We start from the raw sequence: 18,879 nt of genomic DNA, 5'->3' as shown, positions 1-18,879 counted from the left end.
GGTGCTTCCTCATTCGGGAGTGATTACCGGCCGTAGCCTAGGTCCGCGTAACAGGCGGCCGGTAGGTCCGTGCGCGGGATCATCGTGTTGCGTGGCGTGCACCAATCGCGTGTCACAAACCGCCGGATGCCCACGTCTATGAAACATGGACCCGATCACTCGCACGTATGAATGGCTGCGCAGGCAGCTGTCGACACGACATACAGTCGATGCCGTGTGGGCGGGATTCCTGGATGCGCTCGACGAGCTGCCGGCAGAGGCCCGGGTCGCCTTCCTGATGAGTGACATCTTCGATGCGAGCATCGACGAGGTGGCCATGCTGCTGCGCAAGGACGCGGTGGCATGCCATGCCCTGGTCGAGTTGGCTCGCGCACACATACAAGCGGCCGGTCCACGCCGCGCCGTGGAATGAGGAACCTGCCCATGAGCCACTATCCATCGTCGCCGGTGGAGACCGTCGATACCCTCGCCACCTCGTTCTCCGCCAGCTATGCCGGTGTGATCGCTTTTATCGCCGTGGTGTCCGAGGGCAGTTTCGCCAGGGCCGCCGATCGCCTCGGCATCGGCCGCTCCGCCGTGAGCCGCAGCGTGCAGAAGCTCGAACAGCAAGTGGGCGCGCGGCTGTTTTCCCGAACCACTCGCAGCACCGCGCTCACCCGGGAAGGTGAGATCTTCTTCGAGAACTGCCATCCCGGCGTGGAACGCATCGCCCAGGCGCTGGACGACATGCGCGAACTTCGCGATGGGCCTCCGCGGGGACGCTTGCGTATCGGCGCGCCCGTCGGTTTTGGCCGCAACGTGGTGGCTCCGCTGTTGAAGCGCTTCCGGGACACGTTCCCCGAGATCGCGGTCGACCTGGCCCTGGACGATCATCCCCTCGACTTCACCGCCGACCGCGTGGACGTGTCGTTCCGCAACGGGCGGCTGGAGGACAGCCAGGTCATCGCCCGGCAGGTCGTCCCCATGCAGATGTTCGTGTGCGCCACGCCGGACTACCTGCGTGCCCGCGGCGCCATCGAACGGATCGAGGATCTGGCCTCGCATCGGGCCATCCATCTACGGTTGGCCTCGGGCCGCATCGGCGAATGGGAATTCAAGGTCGACGGCAGGCCATACAAGACCCTGCCGCCCGCCATGGACGCCTTCAACGATCCCGACCTGGTGTTGCAGGCGGTGCTGGACGGGAGGGGAATCGCCCAGCTCGCGGGGTACCAGGTATGCGCGCACCTCCGGGCCGGGCGCCTCGTCGCTTGCCTGCCGCAGTACGCGCCCGACGACCGCGGCCACTACATCTGTTACCAGAGCCGGCAGCAGTTGCCTTCGCGCATCCGCGTGTTCATCGACTTCATGGTTCCCGCCATTCGCGCGCTGGACCTGGAGTGCGGCAGCACCCTGCCGATTGGTGCATCGACGGCAACATCGTGATCCCGCGCGCGGTCCTACCGGTACCCATGCCCGCCTCCTACGATCCAGTCACGTCAAAGCAAGATAGGTATCCCATCATGAAATTCCTGGTCATCGGCGGCTCCGGCCTCATCGGAAGCAAGGTCGTGCAGCGCCTGCGCGCAAAGGGCCACGAGGCGATCGCCGCATCGCCCTCGTCAGGCGTGAATACGCTCACCGGCGAAGGGCTGGACGAGGCCATGGCCGGCGTCGACACGGTCATCGACCTGGCCAATTCACCCTCGTTCGAAGACAAGGCGGTACTGGATTTCTTCCAGACCTCCGGTCGCAACCTCGTCGCGGCGGAGCGGCGCGCGGGCATCGCCCACCATGTGGCCTTGTCGATCGTCGGCACCGACCGCGTCGCGGCCGCCGGCAGCGGCTACATGCGCGCAAAGGTCGCGCAGGAGACGATCGTCCGCGAATCGGGCGTGCCGTACACCATCATCCATTCCACGCAGTTCTTCGAGTTCCTGGCCGGCATCGCGAAGTCGGCCGCCGGCGGGGACACCATCACCTTGTCGACGGGCTATATCCAGCCCATCGCCTCGGACGACGTGGCCGATGCCGTGGCGAGGACCGCGCTGGGCAAGCCCGTCAACGGCGTGATCGAGATCGCCGGACCCGACAAGCTGCGCATGTCCGACCTGGTCGGCCGGTTCCTGTCGATCATCAACGATCCGCACCACGTGGTCGGCGACGCCAATGCGCCGTATTTCGGTGCCGTGCTCGCCGACGACAGCTTGTTGCCGGGGCCGGACGCGATGCTGGGCAAGATCGATTTCCATGCCTGGCTGAAGTCGTCCCAGTACGCCAGCTTCGCTTCCGCGGCCTGAATCGACGGATCCATCGTGAAACCGACGCCACCGCCGGTCTCGTTCCTCGATCGGTACGACGGAGACGATTTCGCTCCGTTGTACACGGGTACCGTCACGGTGACCGGCGGCGAAGCGGCGCATGGCCGCGCCTCGGGTGCCGCCCGCTCCAGCGACGGCAATCTCGACGTATCGCTGCGCCTGCCCCCGGAGATGGGCGGTCCCGGGGGAGGAAGCAATCCGGAACAGCTGTTCGCGGCGGGTTTCGCCGCCTGCTTCCATGGGGCGCTCTGCCTGCTGGCGATGCGCGAGCGCATCGCCGTTCCCGCCGACGCGGCGGTGACCGCCGCCGTGACCTTCGGCCGCGACCCGGCCGACGGCTTGTTCACGCTCGCCGCCCACGTGCGTATCGCTTTGCCCGGCGTGGCCCGTCACATCGCCGAGGCCCTGGTCCGCAACACCGAGCGCTTGTGTCCTTACGCGAAGATGGCGCGGCAGGGCATCGAGTGCGTCGTGCAACTGGCGGATTGATTGCGTAGAAACATTGCCTGTCACGCCAGGTATCTGATCCTGCGTCACATTTCCTTTGGCCCAGCCGGGTGGCCTACTACTCCGGCGTGGCCCATGAGGCTATGATCCGATCCGCGAGTGACCTCGAGGGGAGGATCGCCGTGAGGGCCGGGGTGACATCCTGGGCCGGGGAACGGGAAAGCATGGGGAAGGTCATCGAGTTTCTCGCGCGCGTCGGGAGTGACGCGTCGTTGCGGCACGCTTCGACGGACGCCGTCGATGCCGCCTTGCGGGATGCCGGTGTCGACGACGGTGATCTTCGTGATGCGTTCAGTGCGAAGGATGGCGATGCCGTTCGGTTGCTGCTCGGCCAGCGCGTGTATTTTTCCACGCAGATGCCGATAGGCCCCGAGCACGAGGAACAGGAGGATCCGCTCGATGGCGAGGATGAGGATGGAGACGGCGAGCCGGACGACACGGTCGCTTACATGCCGCCCACGGGCACGCATCGCTGAGGCCGTGAAGCGGAGCGCGTGGCGGCATGCGCTCGCGACACTGGCGGCTTGCCTGCTGGTGTTCGTCGCCGCGGTGCCTGCGGCAACGGTCGGAAATCCGTCGTCGCCCGAGGCGATCCTGGCGCGCGCGGACACGATCAAATCTACCGATTTCGCCGCCTTCGGCCACCTGATCGACGATCTCGCGCGGTTCGAAGCGAAACTCGCGCCTGCCGAGCGGTGGAAACTGCGTTTCCTTCAAGGCTGGCGCGCCACGTGGGTGGGCGATTACGACGCCGGCAGGAAGGCCCTGGAGGACGTGGCGGACAACGCCAACGACAACGTCTTGCGGTTGCGCGCGACCGCGACACTGATCAACCTGCTCGGCATCGGCCACCGTTATCAGGACGCCTTCATACGGTTGAACCAGTTGCAGGAGCTGATGCCGTCGATCCGCGACCGGAAGGCACGTTTCCAGGCCCTGGGCGAGGCGTCGCAGTTGCTCAGTTCCGCCGGACAGTTCGAGCAGGCCGAGGCATACGCCAAGGAAATGATGGAAAACCCGCCGCCGGGCGAGACCATCTGCAAGGGAGCCCAGCACCTGCTGCGCGCACGACGGGAGGCCAACCGGCTCGAGACACTGGACCCGATGTACCTGCGCGCGGTCGAAACCTGCGACGCGGCGGGCGACGACGTGTTCGCCGAGAGCATGCGCTCGGACATCGCGGCGTTCCATCTCGCCCAGGGGCGTCCCGCCGAGGCGGTGAAGATACTCGCGGATACGCGCGACCGGGCGCGCGGGCTGAACTATCCGGCGTTGCTGGCGGAATACGATGCGACCCTCGCGCAGGCGTACCTCAAGCTTGGCGACCTGGCCAACGCACGCCGCTTCGGCCTGTCCGCCGTGGCCGGTTCGATCCGTGACGAATTCACCGATCCGCGCCGGATGGGTTACGGCGTGCTTTACCAGGTGGAGCAGCAACTTGGCAACGCGGCGGCGGCCCTGGCGTACCACGAGAAATTCATGGCCGCCGACAAGGGCTATCTGGACGACGTGGGCGCGCGCAGCCTGGCCTTCCAGATCGTCGACCAGCAGTTGCTCGCGCGCAAGGCGGAAGTCGAAGCACTGAACAAGCAGAACGAGATCCTCCGCCTGACCGGGGCGCTCGACCGCAAGGAAGTCGAGACGGGCCGTCTGTACATCTTCGTCCTGCTTGCCGGGCTGGGTGCGATCGCCTGGCTGGTGCTCTGGTTGCGCCGTTCCCAGTTGCGTTTCATGAAACTGGCGCGCCGCGACGGCCTCACCGGCATCTGCAATCGCGAGCACTTCGTCGAACAGGCGGAGCGGGTTCTGGCCTATGGCGCGCGCTCGGATCGCGGCGCGTGTCTCATCCTTTTCGATCTCGATCACTTCAAGAGCGTCAACGATACCTACGGTCATGCCGTTGGTGACGAGGTGCTGAAGCGCGCGGTGGATGTCTGCCGCCGCGCCTTGCATGCCTGCGATGTATTCGGTCGCCTGGGTGGCGAGGAGTTCGCGGTGCTGCTGCCCGATTGCAGTCCCGCGCAGGCGCGCGCACGCGCGGAGCAGCTGCGGCTGTCGATCGCGGCGACGTCGGCCACCCAGATCCGTCCGAACCTGGTGGTGACGGCGAGCTTCGGTATCGGCGGCACGATGCAATGCGGCTTCGAGTTGCATCGCCTGCTGGTGGTGGCCGATGCGGCGCTTTACCGGGCGAAGCGGGCAGGCCGGAACTGCGTCTTCATGGGGGACACCGGTGACATTCCCGACTCGCCGTACCTGAGCGAGGCACGCGGCTAGGCAGTCCACCCGCCCAGGCAGCTCACCCGGTGGAACAAGTCACCCGGTAGAAGAAGCCTACCCGCTGGAAGAAACCCATCTGGTGGAAGAAGCCTACCTGGTAGAAGAAACCCGCCTGGTAGGAGAAACCCGCCTGGTAGGAGAAACCTGGTGGGAGCCGACCTTGTCGGCGATCCCGCGGCAGCGGGCCAGGTCGCGGCAAGCACCCATCGCCGACAAAGTCGGCTCCCACAGGTCGGCTCCCACGGCCAGATTCCGATTCCTGTCACCTGGCGGCAAGCTAAAAAAAAGGCCGCTTTCGCGGCCTTTCTTTCTAAACCCGTCGCAGCAATATCAGCGCTGACGAGCCTTGAAACGGGGGTTGCTCTTGCAGATCACGAACACTTTGCCGCGACGGCGAACGACTTTGCAGTCACGGTGACGCGACTTCGCGGACTTCAAAGAGGAAAGCACCTTCACGGCCAGCTCCTGAAACTTTACGGACAAGGAAAAACGGGATTGTAACGATCCGGCCGGCGTTACGCAAGCGCCGGGAAGCATTCGTCTTTCAGCCGAGCCCTAGCTTCGCCCGTGCCTCGCGGACGGTGCGCAGGAAACTCTCCAGCACAGGGGACGTATTGTCCACGCGCGAGGCCACCGCGAGCAACAGATAGGCCTCCGGATCGTCCACCGGGACGAAGCTGACGCCATCCATGTGGACGGCCCGCAGCGAGGCCGGAACGAGGGCCACGCCCAGTCCCGCGGCCACGAGCGGGAGCAACGAAGGAATCTGCTGCGCTTCCTGGCGGACGTTGGGGCGGAAGCCGGCCTTGTTGGCGAGCAGGGTCAGCCGGTCGGTCAGGGTCGTGGCCAGGGCACGTGGCGGGGCGACGAATCGCTCTCCCGCCAGGGCTTCCATGCGCAGGCTGGCCTGCTTCGACAGGCGATGACGGGCGGGAAGGGCGATCACCAGCGGTTCGTGGTCGATCACCTCGACGTTCAGCTGGCGGGCGTTCGCTACGCCCTCGGGGTGCGCCCGTAGCAGTCCCACGTCGATCTGGCCGGAAAGGAGGGCGTCGTATTGGGCGCCGGTGAGCATCTCGCCGAGGTGCAGGCTCACTCCCGCCGCCGCGTGCGAAAAGCGCAGCAAGGTTTCCGGCAGGGCGGGATGGAAGGACACGGAAACCGCATAGGCCAGCCTGAGTTGGCCGGTGAAGCCGGCCGCGGCTTCCGCCACGACCGTCCGGGCACTCTCCGCGCGGGAAAGGATCGCCTTGGCCTCGACCAGGAAGATCCGGCCAGGCTCGGTAAGGGCGACGCGGCGCCGGTTTCGGTCGAGCAAGCGCACGCCCAGGTCGGCTTCAAGTGACTGGATCTGCTGGGAAAGTGGCGGCTGGGAAATGTGCAGGCGCTGGGCGGCCTGGGTGAAGCTGAGGGTCTCGGCCACCTCGACGAAGTAACGCAGTTGGCGCAGGTCGAACATAGTCGTTTTTCGAATAAGTGGACACTGAAAGATATATTGGCCGGAATTTCCTAGGAAATCTATGATTCGTCTCGGCCTACCACCAACCCCTCCCCCTGGGTCGGTAGGTCCCTCGCCTCGCAGCGACGCTAACTACCGGCATCTGGCCTACCTCCCCCCCGAGGCCCATGCTGAGGCGTCTTCTGCGGGGCGACTTTCTTTGTGGCGTTCGGAAGTGGTGTGAGTGTTTGGGAGTAGGGGCGCCTATCGCCGACAAGGTCGGCTCCCACCAGAACCGGGCCAGTCCCCACCAATACCAAGCCCGTCCTCACCAGTACGGGCCAATTCCACTAGTACAGACCAGCTCCCACCAGTAGGGCTGGTTCCCACCAGCCTGGTGTTGCCCGGTGGGAGCCGACCCTGTCGGCGATGCTCTTGCTTCCTGTGGGAGCCGACTTGTCGGCGATGCCCTCAGAGCTTCGAAACAAACCCACACCCCGTGCCGGCCTTGATCGTCGCCTCGTCCACGCCGGGCGCCATCTCGATCAGTTCCAGCCCGCCAGGCGCCACGTCGAACACCGCCAGGTCGGTGATGATCCGGTCGACCACGCCCTTGCCGGTCAACGGCAGGGTGCATTCGGTGAGGATCTTCGGCGAACCGTCTTTCGCGGTGTGTTCCATCACCACCACGACGCGCTTCACCCCGGCGACGAGATCCATCGCCCCGCCCATGCCCTTGACCATCTTGCCGGGCACCATCCAGTTGGCGATGTCGCCCTCGCAGGTCACCTGCATCGCGCCCAGGATGGAGATATCCACGTGGCCGCCGCGAATCATCGCGAATGAATCCGCGCTGGAGAAGAACGATGCGCCGGCGCGGGCGGTCACCGTCTGCTTGCCGGCGTTGATCAGATCGGCGTCCACTTCGTCCTCGGTGGGGAAGGGGCCGATGCCGAGCAGGCCATTTTCCGATTGCAGCCAGACGTCGACACCGTCTGGCAGATGGTTGGCCACCAGAGTGGGCAGGCCGATGCCGAGGTTCACGTAGTCGCCGTCGGAGAGTTCCAGCGCGGCGCGCTGCGCCATCTGTTCACGGGTCCAGGCCATGGTCTTCTCCTTCAGGCGCGCACGGTGCGCTGTTCGATGCGCTTGGACGGCGCGGGATTGTGCACGATGCGGTCGACGTAGATGCCCGGGGTGTGGATCTGGTCCGGGTCGAGTTCGCCCACCTCCACCATGATCTCCACTTCGGCGATGCAGACCTTGCCGGCGGTGGCGACCATGGGATTGAAGTTGCGCGCGGTCTTGCGATAGACGAGGTTGCCCGAAGGGTCCGCCTTCCACGCCTTGACCAGTGCCACGTCGGCGACGATGGATCGCTCCATCACGTACATGTTGCCGTCGAATTCGCGCACTTCCTTGCCTTCGGCCACCTGGGTGCCGTAGCCGGTGCGGGTGAAGAACGCGGGGATGCCCGCGCCACCGGCGCGCAGCTTCTCGGCGAGCGTGCCCTGCGGAGTGAACTCCACCTCGAGTTCGCCGGCCAGGAACTGCCGCTCGAATTCCTTGTTCTCGCCGACGTAGGAGGAAACCATCTTGCGGATCTGGCGGGTCTGCAACAGCAGGCCCAGGCCCACGCCGTCGATGCCGGCGTTATTGGAGACCGCGGTGAGGCCGGTGACGCCGGAATCGCGCAGCGCCTCGATCAGGAGTTCGGGAATACCGCAGAGGCCGAAACCGCCCACGGCGACGGTCTGTCCGTCGGCGACCAGACCGGCCAGTGCCTCACGAGCGGAGGCGACACGTTTGTCGCGCGAGTGCGACTTCACCTGGTTCATGCGTCATCGATTCCATCCGGACGGTCCCGCCGCCGGTTCGCCGCCCATGATAGCCGAGCGCCGCACCGCCCCGTGGTTGCCCTTTGGTCCAATCCCCTTGCCGCCGGTCGTCCTTCGTAACCCACACCCGATTCTTGCAAGCATCGGCACCATGAACGGGGATTTGATCGGAAGTCCTCCATCCTTATGTTCCTCGAAGCCCCCGAGCCCGGAGAATCCAACGTGAGCAAGCAGAAGATCGGTGTCGTCGGCATGGCCGTGATGGGCCGCAACCTCGCCTGGAACATCGAGAGCCGAGGTCATGCGGTATCCATCTTCAACCGGAGCAAGGAAAAGACCGACGAGGTCATGGCCCAGAGCCAGGGAAAGAAGCTGGTGCCCAGCTACAGCCTGGAGGATTTCGTCGACTCGCTCGAGAAACCGCGCCGCATCCTGCTCATGGTGCAGGCGGGCAAGGGCACCGACGCCGTGATCGAGCAATTGCGCCCCTTGCTGGACAAGGGCGACATCCTGATCGACGGCGGCAACACGTACTACAAGGACACCGTGCGTCGTGGCGAGGAATTGGCCAAGGATGGCTTGCATTTCATCGGCACCGGCGTCTCGGGTGGTGAGGAGGGCGCCCTGAAGGGGCCGTCGATCATGCCCGGCGGTCCGCGCGACGCCTACGACCTGGTCGCCCCCATCCTCACCGAGATCGCGGCCAAGGCACCCGACGGTGAGCCTTGCGTCGTCTACATCGGCCCGGGTGGCGCGGGTCATTACGTGAAAATGGTGCACAACGGCATCGAGTACGGCGACATGCAACTCATCGCGGAAAGCTATGCGGTGCTGAAGCATGTCGTGGGCCTCTCGAACGAGGAACTGGCCGACGTCTACCGTGAATGGAACGAGGGCGAACTGGACAGCTTCCTCATCGAGATCACCTCGAAGATCTTCCGCAAGAAGGACGACAAGAGCGGCAAGATGCTGGTGGACGTGATCCTCGACCGCGCCGCGCAGAAAGGCACCGGCAAGTGGACGAGCCAGAGCGCGCTCGACCTCGGCGTACCGCTCACCCTGATCACCGAGTCGGTGTTCGCCCGCGTCCTGTCGTCCATGAAGGAGGAGCGGGTCGAAGCCAGCAAGCGGCTGGCCGGCCCGAAAACGGAGGTGTTCCACGGCGACCGCAAGGCCTTCGTCGAATCGGTGCGGCGCGCCCTGTACATGAGCAAGATCATCTCCTACGCCCAGGGCTTCGCCCAACTGCGTGCGGCCTCGGACGAGAACCAGTGGAATCTCGACTACGGCGCGATCGCGAAGATCTTCCGTGCCGGCTGCATCATCCGCGCCCGTTTCCTGCAGAAGATCACCGACGCCTACCGGACCGATGGCGCGCTGAAGAACCTCCTGCTCGATCCGTACTTCCGCGACATCGCCCAGGAGTACCAGGCGGCCTTGCGCGAGGTCGTGGGCGAGGCGGTACGCGTGGGTGTGCCGGTGCCCGGCTTCTCCGCGGCCATCGCCTACTACGACAGTTATCGGGCGGAGACGTTGCCAGCGAACCTGATCCAGGCGCAGCGTGACTACTTCGGGGCGCACACCTTCGAACGCCTGGACGAGAAGGGCAGCTTCCACGCCGAATGGGTGGAATGACGGACTGAACGGCCTTCCGCCCGCCGTGCGCCGGGCGGAAGGCCCTCGGCGGACGTCGTAGGCGTGGACTTGCGACGCAGGTCAGCCGCCGGGTGCTGGCGCTGTAGGAACCCTCCCTTTAGAGTTGCCGGATCGGCAGCACACCAGGCGTCGGTGTATCGTGCCGTGTCCAACGAGGGAGTACGTTGTTTCATGTTGAGAAGTTTTCTGATCGGCGCCACGGCGCTGGCGGTAGCGCTTGCCGGATGCTCGACGCTGCCGCAACCGCGCGACGATGGATCGCTCCAGCGCGAAGCGCTGGCCGGCACGGAGAAGCCGGTGCCCAAGCCGCTGACGGTGGGCACCACCAATCCTCCCGTTCCGGTGGCCGCGCAGCCCGACATCACCACGGGCACGGGTGAATTCGTCAAGGCGGTGGGCCTGCCCAAGCCGAAGCCGGTGGCGGCGGGTGCGGGCACGGTGACCTTCAATTTCGAGAACCAGCCGGTCGAGTCGGTGGTGAAAGCCATCCTTGGCGACCTGCTGCATGAGAACTATTCGATCGTGCCGGGTGTGCAGGGGAACGTCTCCTTCTCCACCTCGCAGCCGGTGTCGAGCGAGCAGGCCTTGCCGATCCTGGAGACCCTGTTGTCCTGGACGGGCAATGCCCTGGTCCGCAGCGGCGACCGCTACGTGGTCATGCCCGCGAAGGACGCGGTGGCGGGCAACCTCGTGCCGAGCATGGGCGCCACCGCGCCGCCGGGCGGCCTGCAGGCACGCCTGTTTCCCCTGCGTTTCATTTCCGCGACCGAGATGCAGAAACTGATCAAGCCCTTCGCGCGGCCCGATGCCACCTTGCTGGCCGACCCCACGCGCAACGTGCTGGTGATGGCCGGCACGCCGAGCGAACTGGAGAACTACCAGCGCACGGTGCAGACCTTCGACGTGGATTGGCTGCGCGGCATGTCGGTGGGCGTGTTCAGCCTGCAACGCGCGGAAGTGAAGGACCTGACGCCGACGCTCGACAAACTGTTCGGTGAAAAGGGCAACACGCCGATGGCCGGCATGCTTCGCTTCATCCCCATCGAGCGGACCAATTCCCTCGTGGTGATCAGTCCCCAGCCCGTGTACCTCGACGAGGTGAGGAGCTGGATCGATCGCATCGACCGCGGCGGCGGCAACGAGCCACAACTTTATGTGTACGACGTGCGCAACGTGCAGGCCGCCGATCTCGCCGATTACCTGTCCGACATCTATGGAGGCGGCTCCAGCGGTGGCGGTTCCGGCGATCGCGGCGGCAAGGTCGGGCCGGGGCTCAGTTCCGGCACCCTCGGCGGCGACAGCGACCTCGGCAATCGTGGCGGCTCGGGCCTCGGTAGCACCACGGGAGGTTTCGGCAACAGCTCGTCGTCGAATTCAGGCCTGCTCAACACCACGAACAACAGCGGCCTCAACGGCTCGTCCTCCGGCATGAGTGGCGGTTCCTCGTTCGGCTCGGGCAGCGGTTTCGCCGGCAGCGGGTTCGGTGACGACGACACCTCGTCGCGTCGCCAGCGTAACGGGCCGGTCACGACGGACGAAGGCGTGCGCATCACCTCGGTGGATGCGAACAACCAGCTGATGGTGCGCTGCCGTCCGTCGCAGTGGACGGAGATCGAACAGGCGATCAAGCGCCTGGATGCCGTGCCGCTGCAAGTGCAGATCGAGACCCGTATCCTCGAAGTGGCCTTGACCGGCGATTTCCAGTTCGGCGTGCAGTGGTACCTGGAAGGCCTGGTCGGCGGCACCAACGGCTCGGTGGGGCAACCGGGCAACAAGCAGCAGTGGGCACTGGGCAACGGTGGCAACGTCTACAACCCGAATACCGACAGCTTCTTCTACTCGTTCGTCAACAACAACCTCGCCGTCGCGCTGCGCGCGATGGAAACCAGCGGCAACACGAAGACCTTGTCGGCTCCGTCGCTGGTGGTGCTGAACAACCAGAAAGCGCACATCCAGGTCGGCGACCAGATTCCCATCACGCAGACCTTCGTCAACACCAGCGCCAACACGGACAACACGATCGGCCAGGTGGAGTACAAGGACACCGGTGTGATCCTCAACGTGCGCCCGCGCGTGAATCCGGGTGGCCTGGTGTACATGAACATCAACCAGGTGGTGAGCGCTCCGGGCCAGAAGGACGCGACGACGGGCAATTTCCCCATTCAGCAGCGCGAGGTCGCCACCCAGGTGGCGGTCCAGAGCGGACAGACGGTCTTGCTGGGCGGTCTCATCAAGCAGCAGGAAGGTGTCACCGACACCGGCATCCCTGGCCTCAATCGCATCCCGGTCTTTGGACGCCTGTTCGGCCAGACGACCCGCGGTCGCGATCGCACCGAACTGATCGTGCTGATCACGCCACGGGTGATCAGCAACGGCGAGGAAGCCAAGCAGGTGACGGACGAGTACCAGCGGAAGTTCGAATCGCTGCGGCCGGTTCGCGCCGATGCGAAGCTGGGCAGTGGCGAACCCGCCACGGTTCTGCCGCTGGGCAAGCCTTGAGGCGCGCCCGTCCCGGCTAACGTGCCGGGCCGACCAGCGGCGTAGGGTAGGTGGGCTTCGGCCGATACGGCTGCACCGACACCCCCAGGTTCGGCCCCATGCGGTGTTGCAGGCCGGCGGCGTTATAGAGGCCCAGCGTGTTGGTCGGCCGCCGGCTCATCCCTGCATCGATGACGGGCGTGCCCGATGGCACCGCATCGGCCGCCATCAGGCGGCTCAGGCAGGCATAGGAAAGTCCCGCCGACGCCGCATCGGCGGGTTCGACGCAGCCCGCGTTCGCGGCGGCGTGCACGCCTGGCAGGTCCACGACCGATTGCGCCATCGCGCAGGGAGGCGCGAGAGCCAGGCCCATGGCGAGGACTTGCCGAATACGCATGATGATTCCCTCCGTCTGGCCATCCACACCAGATAGCACGTAACCGGTTGCATCGGTAAGCGAATCGGGCGGTGTCATGCGACGGTCATTAATCCTGTCACTGAAATAGCGTCGTTGTGTCATCTGGCGCGCCTAGCCTTCCCCCGAAGACGAGTTCCCGTCCCGTCCGCTCATGCGTGAGGAATGACCGTGGCACGCAGCGTCCTCGCGCTTGTCGCGTGCATGGCCCTGCTTGCGTCGCCGTGGTCGGCGTCGCAGGTGCGCATCAACGCGGGACAGCCACAGGGGTCGGAAGAAACGCATGCGCCCACGCGCTTCGACATCGACGCTCAAGCGCTCGCCACCGCGTTACGCGCTTTCAGCGAAGCCACGGGTATCGCCGTGCTGTTCGACGACGGCCTTGTCGCGGAGAAGCGGTCGCAGGGGCTTCACGGCGTGGCCACGCCGCGCGACGCGTTGGGCATCCTGCTCGTGGGCACGGGGCTCGTGGCGCACTTTTCCTCGATGAACGCCTTCACCGTCACCGCATCCAGCCAGGCCCCGGCGGACGGCGGCGCCGCGCCGCGCCACGACGCCGCTCCTGTCGGCGACATGCTCGACGAGCGTTCCGCGCGTGCCGTGCAGGTGGCGGTGGAGCGGACCCTGTGCGCGCACGAGGACACGCGGCCAGGCGGGTTCCGGTTGGCCATGCAGCTGTGGATCGGCAACGACGGCGGCGTGACCGACGTGGCGGCGCTGGCCGCTTCCGACGACCCGCGGCGTGACGGCCGGGTGCTCGCCGCGCTTCGTTCATTGCGCCTGCCGGCGGATGTCCATCGATCCAGTCCCGTGACGGTCTTGCTGACACCCTCGGTCAAGGCCGACGGCGCTTGCCGGGCCCACCGCGCAAGGGAGGGCTGACGATGGAAACCTCGCTGCTCGGGCTGTTCCTCGACAACTACGAGGACTTCCGTCGCCGGCTGCGCCGCCGTTTGCGGTCGGACGACCTGGTCGACGACGTGCTCCAGGAAACCTACCTGCGCGTGGAGCGGCTCGATCCCAACGTGGAGCGAGCGACGCATCCCACCGGTTACCTGTTCCGCATGGCGCTGAACATGGCGGCCGATCACCATCGTTCCTCCAGCCGCCTGTTGACGGGCGAGGAGATCGACGAGCTGGTGCACGGCGCGGACGACCAACTCGACCCACCCACCGTGCTCGCCTCGCGGCAGGACCTCGCCGCCCTCGCCGAGGCGCTGGACATGCTCACCCGCCGCCAGCGCGAGATCCTCATCGCGGCGCGGGTCGACGAGCAGCCGCAGGCGGCCATCGCGGCCCGCCACGGCATCTCGGTGCGCATGGTGGGAAAGGAATTGAAGAAGGCACTTGAGACCTGTGCCACAAAAGTGGGACGCAAATCCGTTCAGCGGTTCGGTCCGGGTGCCGGAGATCCGTCTTGAGCGATATGGGAACGACCAGCATCCACGAAAGCGAGCGCCAGGCCCGGGCCTGGCTCGTCCACCTGACCTCGGGGGCGGCCACCCGTGAGGACGGCGAGGCGTTCCGTCGCTGGTGCCAGGCGAACGAGCAGCATGCCGCCGCCTTCGCCCGCACGCGTCGCATGTGGGAGGACCTGGGGCCCGTCATCGCCCGACGGGCCGAGCGCATGGATCGGGAGCAGCCATCCGCGCCTCGCCATGGCGTACGCATGAACCGCCGGATGTTCCTCGCCACGGCGGTCAGCGCGTCGGTCGCCGCCGTGCTGATCGGGCGCTACGGCACGGACCTCATGCCCGGCGCGGCGGATGGCTCGCGGCTGCGCACGGCGGTCGGTGAGCAGCGTAGTGTCGAAGTGGTGCGGGGCGTCACGGTGGAAATGAACACGGCGACCGACATCGGGCTGCGTGGCAGCGGCAAGGCCGTCACGGGCATGCGCCTGCGCAGTGGCGAGGCCGTGGTCCGCGTCGACGCCTCGCGCACGTCGCCTTTCGTCGTCGAACTGGCCGACGCGACCCTGATCTCCACGCCGGGCACGTCGTTCGCCGTACGCTGCATCGACCGCGAAGCCGCGGTGACATGCCTCGACGGGCACGCGGTGCTCACGCTGGGCGCGGCCAGGACCGAGGTGAAGCCGGCCCAGCAAGTGGCGTTCGACGACCGTGGCATGGCGCCCGCCGTGGCGGTGAACCCGGACACCGCGCTCGCCTGGCGCCAGCGTGTGCTGATCTACGACAACCAGCCATTGGCCGATGTCGTCGCGGACATCAACCGCTATCGTCCCGGCCGCATCGTCATCACCGACCATGCGCTCGGCGAGCGGCGCGTGCATGCGCGCTTCACGCTCGACCAGATGGCCGACGTCGCCACGCTCATCCAGGACGCCTACGGCGCGCATGCGACGCACCTCCCCGGCGGCTGGGTGCTGCTGAGCTGAATGCTTTCCCGGGCCGGCACCGCCGGCCCATGAATTTTTCGTGACAGCGGTTCAGTGCCACCGCTGCCCATGCGTCTTGTGGGCAAACGGGAACATCAGGGGAAAGTCCGCGTGGCTACACGAGCAGTACGGGTGAACGCATGACGCGTATCGCGAACCCTTGGCGCGCCAATGCGTTCGCGCTGGCCATCTCGCTGGGACTGGCGATGGACGCGGGCGCCCAGGACGCGCCGACCTCGTTCGACGTCAACGAATACGTCGTCGATGGCAACACGACGCTGCAACCGCTGGATATCGAGACGGCGGTCTATCCCTTCCTGGGGCCGGGCAAGTCGATGAACGACGTCGGTGCCGCGCGCGAGGCCTTGCAGAAGGCCTACCAGGCGCACGGTTTCCAGTCGGTGGTGGTCGACCTTCCGCCGCAGCAGGTGAAGGGCGGGGTGATCCGTTTCCAGGTGACCGAGAACGCCATCGGCCGCGTGCGTGTCGAAGGCGCGACCTACCGTTCGCCCAAGGACATCCGTGACGCGGTCCCCGCCTTGCGCGAGGGCGAGGTACCGAACTTCACCCAGGCCCAGCAGCAACTCACCGACGTCAATCGCCGTGGCGGCAGCCAGGTGGTGCCCGTGCTCACGCCCGGCAAGCTACCGCAGACGATGGACGTGACCCTGAAGGTCACCGACAGCTCGCCGTGGCACGCGAGCCTGGAAGTCAACAACGACCACAGCGTCAACACACCCGAGTTGCGCACCGTGGCCAGCGTGCGCGACGACAACCTGTTCCAGGACGGCCACGCGGCTTCGCTCACCTATATCGTCGCGCCGCAGGACAGGAACGCGGCCGAGGTCTGGGCCGGCTCCTATCTGGTTCCGCTCGGCGGCGACTGGAGCGTGCTGGCCTCGGGCTACAAGTCCAACAGCAACGCCAATGCCGTCGGTGGCACGACGGTGCTGGGCAAGGGCAACGCGGTGGGCTTCAGTTTCATCCGCACGCTGCCGACGCACGGCGAGTACTCGCAATCGTTGTCGATGGGCCTCACCCGCAAGCACTTCGACCAGAACATCAGCCTTTCAGGCCAGACCTCGAAGGCCCCGATCACTTACATCCCGCTCAACGTCACGTACCAGGGCCAGTCGATCGGCGAAACCTCGATCAGCACCATCGCGATCGGCGGCACCCTCGGTTTCCGTGCCGGCGGCAGCAACGCGGCGGAGTTCGACAACCAGCGCTACAAGGCGCGGGCCAACTTCTTCTACATGAAGTTCGACGGCGGCCACACGCGGAACTTCGCCAACGGCTTCAGCCTCGCCGGGCGGCTGGGCCTGCAGCTGTCGAATTCGTCGTTGATCTCCAGCGAACAATACGCGGCGGGCGGGCAGAGCAGCGTGCGCGGTTACCTCGAAGCGGAGCAAACCGCCGACCACGGCGTCACGGGCTCCATCGAATTGCGTACGCCGTCGATCGCAGCGCACCTCGGCACATGGGTGAACGACTGGCGCTTCCACGCCTTCGTCGATGCGGCGCACCTCGTGCTGATGAACGCGCTGCCCAGCCTCGTCGACCCGGCCGATCCGGCGGCCGGCAGCACGCGCGTGAACAGCTACGACCTGTCCAGCGCGGGCCTGGGCACGCGCTTCCAGCTATTCAACATCGCCACCGGCGCGTTCGAGGTGGCCTATCCGTTCAAGGACGGGCAGGCGACGCGCGCACACGACACTCGCATTCATTTCTCACTCAAAGCGGATCTCTGACCGGCAGGTCGGACCACAGACATCCAGGGGTATCACCGTGACTCGACTCTTGTTCCTGACCTGCTTGCTTCTCATCGGCTGGGTGCCGGCGGCTTACGCCGACGCCTCGTGGTGGAACCAGGACTTCGCCTTCCGCAAGGCGATCACCATCGACACGACGGCCAAGGGTGGCAACGTGACGACCGCCGTCGGCCGCACCCCGCTGCTGGTGCGCCTGCATTCGGGCAATTTCACTTTCGACGGCGTGTCCGAGACCGGCGCCGACGTTCGCTTCGTCGCGGCCGACGACAAGACCCCGCTGAACTACCAGGTCGAGAGCTTCGACCCGGTGCTGGGCGTGGCCCTGGTCTGGGTGGACGTGCCGCAGCTCGGCGCGGACAGCCAGCAGCAGGTCTGGATGTACTACGGCAACCCCAAGGCGCAGGGCGCCGAGAAAGCCGGCGCCGTGTTCGATGCCGATTACGCCGCCGTCTACCACTTCGAGGAAGCCGCGGGTACGCCGCCACAGGACGCCACCGCCTACGCGAACAACGCCGTGGGGAACGATATCCTCACCGCCGACGGCATCATCGGCAAGGCCGCGCGCTTCGACGGTTCGAAGATCGTCACCCTGCCGGGCAGTGTCTCGATGAATGTCGCCGAGGGCGGCAGCTTCACGTTCAGCGCATGGATCAAGCCCGACACGTTGCCGGCGGGGCGTACGCTGGTCTATGCACGCCGCCAGGGCGAGCAGAAACTGCTGGTCGGGCTCGACAACGGCGTGCCCTTCGTCCAGGTGAACGACGCCACCAGCGCCGCCGGTGAACCGCTCAAGGCCGGTGCATGGACGCATCTGGCCGTCACCGCCACGGGCAGCGATGTCGAACTGTACGTCGACGGCAAGCCTTACGCGAAGCTGGGGACGAAGCTCCCCGCGATGACCAGCCAGGCCACCCTCGGCGGCGACATCGCCGGCCAGGCTGAATCCTTCGTGCCGTTCGCCGGCCTGATGGACGAAGTGCGCCTCTCGCGGATCGCCCGTCCCGCCGTCGCCATCGCGGTCGACGCGCAGACCCAGGGCGCCGAATCGAAGTTGCTCACCTATGGCGCCGACGAGAAGCAGTCCGGCGTGGGCTTCGGCTATTTCGGCATCATCGTGAAATCCGTGACCGCCGATGCCTGGGTGGTGATCGGCATCCTGCTCGTCATGGCGGCGATCTCCTGGGTGGTCATGTGGCAGCGTGCGGCCTATGTCAACAAGGTGACCCGCGCGAACGAGGATTTCCTCGACGCCTTCCGCCAGCAGGGCCGCAACATCCTCGCGCTGTCGCGCGATGCCACCGCGTCGCGGTTGCAGGATGCCTCGCTCTATCGTCTCTACAAGGTCGGCGCCGCCGAAGTGTGGAACCGTCGCGACGAGGATGGCCAGGATCACATCGCGTCGGAGTCCATCGAGGCGATCCGCGCCACCATGGATTCGGTGCTGGTCCGCGAGAACCAGGCTCTGTCCAGGTCGATGGTGCTGCTCACCATCGCGATCTCCGGCGGCCCCTTCCTGGGCCTGCTCGGCACCGTGGTCGGCGTGATGATCACCTTCGCGGCGATCGCCGCGGCGGGCGACGTGAACGTCAATGCGATCGCCCCCGGCATCGCCGCGGCGCTGCTCGCCACGGTGGCCGGCCTGTTCGTCGCGATCCCGGCACTGTTCGGCTACAACTACCTGCTGATCCGCAACAAGAACGTCACCGCGAACATGCAGGTGTTCGTGGACGAGTTCGTGACGCGCCTCGCCGAGCAGCAGCGCGTCAACCAACCGGCGGCCGTCGCGGCCTGAGGATCGGA

18 protein-coding genes are annotated in these 18,879 nt (G+C 66.2%); 13 read left to right on the top strand and 5 right to left on the bottom strand.

What is annotated here, in order from left to right; all coding sequences use genetic code 11:
* The first annotated feature begins 145 nt into the window (after positions 1 to 145).
* The 6 genes from ACR9Y6_RS06800 (at position 146) to ACR9Y6_RS06775 (ending at position 5,084) form a co-directional block, all read left to right on the top strand.
* Positions 146 to 412 (top strand): sigma factor-like helix-turn-helix DNA-binding protein, encoded by a 267-nt coding sequence (locus ACR9Y6_RS06800; RefSeq protein WP_481280622.1) that lies wholly within the window; start codon positions 146 to 148, stop codon positions 410 to 412.
* Between the two features lie 11 nt (positions 413 to 423).
* Positions 424 to 1,425, top strand: coding sequence for a LysR family transcriptional regulator (locus ACR9Y6_RS06795; RefSeq protein ID WP_481280621.1), 1,002 nt, complete (start codon positions 424 to 426; stop codon positions 1,423 to 1,425).
* Positions 1,426 to 1,502: 77 nt separating this feature from the next.
* Positions 1,503 to 2,279, top strand: coding sequence for an SDR family oxidoreductase (locus ACR9Y6_RS06790; protein WP_481280620.1), 777 nt, complete (start codon positions 1,503 to 1,505; stop codon positions 2,277 to 2,279).
* A gap of 15 nt (positions 2,280 to 2,294) precedes the next feature.
* Positions 2,295 to 2,789: an Ohr family peroxiredoxin gene (locus ACR9Y6_RS06785; RefSeq protein ID WP_481280619.1), complete on the top strand. Its 495-nt coding sequence runs from the start codon at positions 2,295 to 2,297 to the stop codon at positions 2,787 to 2,789.
* A 182-nt stretch (positions 2,790 to 2,971) separates the two neighbouring features.
* Complete coding sequence (locus ACR9Y6_RS06780; protein WP_481280618.1) at positions 2,972 to 3,283, top strand: hypothetical protein; 312 nt, start codon at positions 2,972 to 2,974, stop codon at positions 3,281 to 3,283.
* A 4-nt stretch (positions 3,284 to 3,287) separates the two neighbouring features.
* A complete protein-coding gene (locus ACR9Y6_RS06775) occupies positions 3,288 to 5,084 on the top strand; it encodes a tetratricopeptide repeat-containing diguanylate cyclase (protein ID WP_481280617.1) in 1,797 nt (598 codons plus the stop codon).
* A 333-nt stretch (positions 5,085 to 5,417) separates the two neighbouring features.
* Here the strand turns inward: ACR9Y6_RS06775 and ykgO are convergent, their stop codons facing one another.
* The 4 genes from ykgO to ACR9Y6_RS06755 all read right to left on the bottom strand — a co-directional run bounded on the left by ykgO (position 5,418) and on the right by ACR9Y6_RS06755 (position 8,363).
* Positions 5,418 to 5,543 carry a type B 50S ribosomal protein L36 gene (gene ykgO, locus ACR9Y6_RS06770; protein WP_029213509.1) on the bottom strand — a complete coding sequence of 42 codons (126 nt, stop codon included), beginning with the start codon at positions 5,541 to 5,543 and terminating at the stop codon, positions 5,418 to 5,420.
* 88 nt (positions 5,544 to 5,631) lie between these two features.
* The gene (locus ACR9Y6_RS06765) at positions 5,632 to 6,546 is read right to left on the bottom strand and encodes a LysR substrate-binding domain-containing protein (RefSeq protein WP_481280616.1); all 915 of its coding nucleotides are present in this window, start codon (positions 6,544 to 6,546) and stop codon (positions 5,632 to 5,634) included.
* Between the two features lie 450 nt (positions 6,547 to 6,996).
* A complete protein-coding gene (locus ACR9Y6_RS06760; protein WP_481280615.1) occupies positions 6,997 to 7,632 on the bottom strand; it encodes a 3-oxoacid CoA-transferase subunit B in 636 nt (211 codons plus the stop codon).
* Between the two features lie 11 nt (positions 7,633 to 7,643).
* A complete protein-coding gene (locus ACR9Y6_RS06755; protein WP_481280614.1) occupies positions 7,644 to 8,363 on the bottom strand; it encodes a CoA transferase subunit A in 720 nt (239 codons plus the stop codon).
* 222 nt (positions 8,364 to 8,585) lie between these two features.
* Here ACR9Y6_RS06755 and gndA point away from each other — a divergent pair, with 222 nt between their 5' ends.
* Positions 8,586 to 9,998 carry an NADP-dependent phosphogluconate dehydrogenase gene (gene gndA / locus ACR9Y6_RS06750; RefSeq protein WP_481280613.1) on the top strand — a complete coding sequence of 471 codons (1,413 nt, stop codon included), beginning with the start codon at positions 8,586 to 8,588 and terminating at the stop codon, positions 9,996 to 9,998.
* 192 nt (positions 9,999 to 10,190) lie between these two features.
* Complete coding sequence (gene gspD, locus ACR9Y6_RS06745; RefSeq protein WP_481280612.1) at positions 10,191 to 12,518, top strand: type II secretion system secretin GspD; 2,328 nt, start codon at positions 10,191 to 10,193, stop codon at positions 12,516 to 12,518.
* A gap of 16 nt (positions 12,519 to 12,534) precedes the next feature.
* Here gspD and ACR9Y6_RS06740 read toward each other — a convergent pair whose 3' ends face one another.
* Positions 12,535 to 12,894: a hypothetical protein gene (locus ACR9Y6_RS06740; protein ID WP_481280611.1), complete on the bottom strand. Its 360-nt coding sequence runs from the start codon at positions 12,892 to 12,894 to the stop codon at positions 12,535 to 12,537.
* A gap of 189 nt (positions 12,895 to 13,083) precedes the next feature.
* On the opposite strand from ACR9Y6_RS06740, the gene ACR9Y6_RS06735 reads away from it, so the two are divergent.
* The 5 genes from ACR9Y6_RS06735 to ACR9Y6_RS06715 all read left to right on the top strand — a co-directional run bounded on the left by ACR9Y6_RS06735 (position 13,084) and on the right by ACR9Y6_RS06715 (position 18,871).
* Positions 13,084 to 13,794 (top strand): STN domain-containing protein, encoded by a 711-nt coding sequence (locus ACR9Y6_RS06735; RefSeq protein ID WP_481280610.1) that lies wholly within the window; start codon positions 13,084 to 13,086, stop codon positions 13,792 to 13,794.
* A gap of 2 nt (positions 13,795 to 13,796) precedes the next feature.
* Positions 13,797 to 14,333 carry an RNA polymerase sigma factor gene (locus tag ACR9Y6_RS06730; protein ID WP_481280609.1) on the top strand — a complete coding sequence of 179 codons (537 nt, stop codon included), beginning with the start codon at positions 13,797 to 13,799 and terminating at the stop codon, positions 14,331 to 14,333.
* Positions 14,334 to 14,338: 5 nt separating this feature from the next.
* Positions 14,339 to 15,307, top strand: a complete 969-nt coding sequence (locus ACR9Y6_RS06725) for a FecR family protein (RefSeq protein WP_481282701.1) — start codon at positions 14,339 to 14,341, stop codon at positions 15,305 to 15,307.
* Positions 15,308 to 15,447: 140 nt separating this feature from the next.
* A complete protein-coding gene (locus ACR9Y6_RS06720) occupies positions 15,448 to 17,058 on the top strand; it encodes a ShlB/FhaC/HecB family hemolysin secretion/activation protein (RefSeq protein ID WP_481280608.1) in 1,611 nt (536 codons plus the stop codon).
* A 37-nt stretch (positions 17,059 to 17,095) separates the two neighbouring features.
* On the top strand, positions 17,096 to 18,871 hold the full coding sequence (locus ACR9Y6_RS06715; RefSeq protein WP_481280607.1) for a DUF2341 domain-containing protein: 1,776 nt from the start codon (positions 17,096 to 17,098) through the stop codon (positions 18,869 to 18,871).
* Positions 18,872 to 18,879 lie beyond the last annotated feature (8 nt).

It is taken from the genome of Luteibacter sp. TLI7-4A (assembly GCF_056754745.1).
Note: the sequence above shows the minus strand (reverse complement) of the source record. Positions and strands in the feature narration are given on the sequence as shown.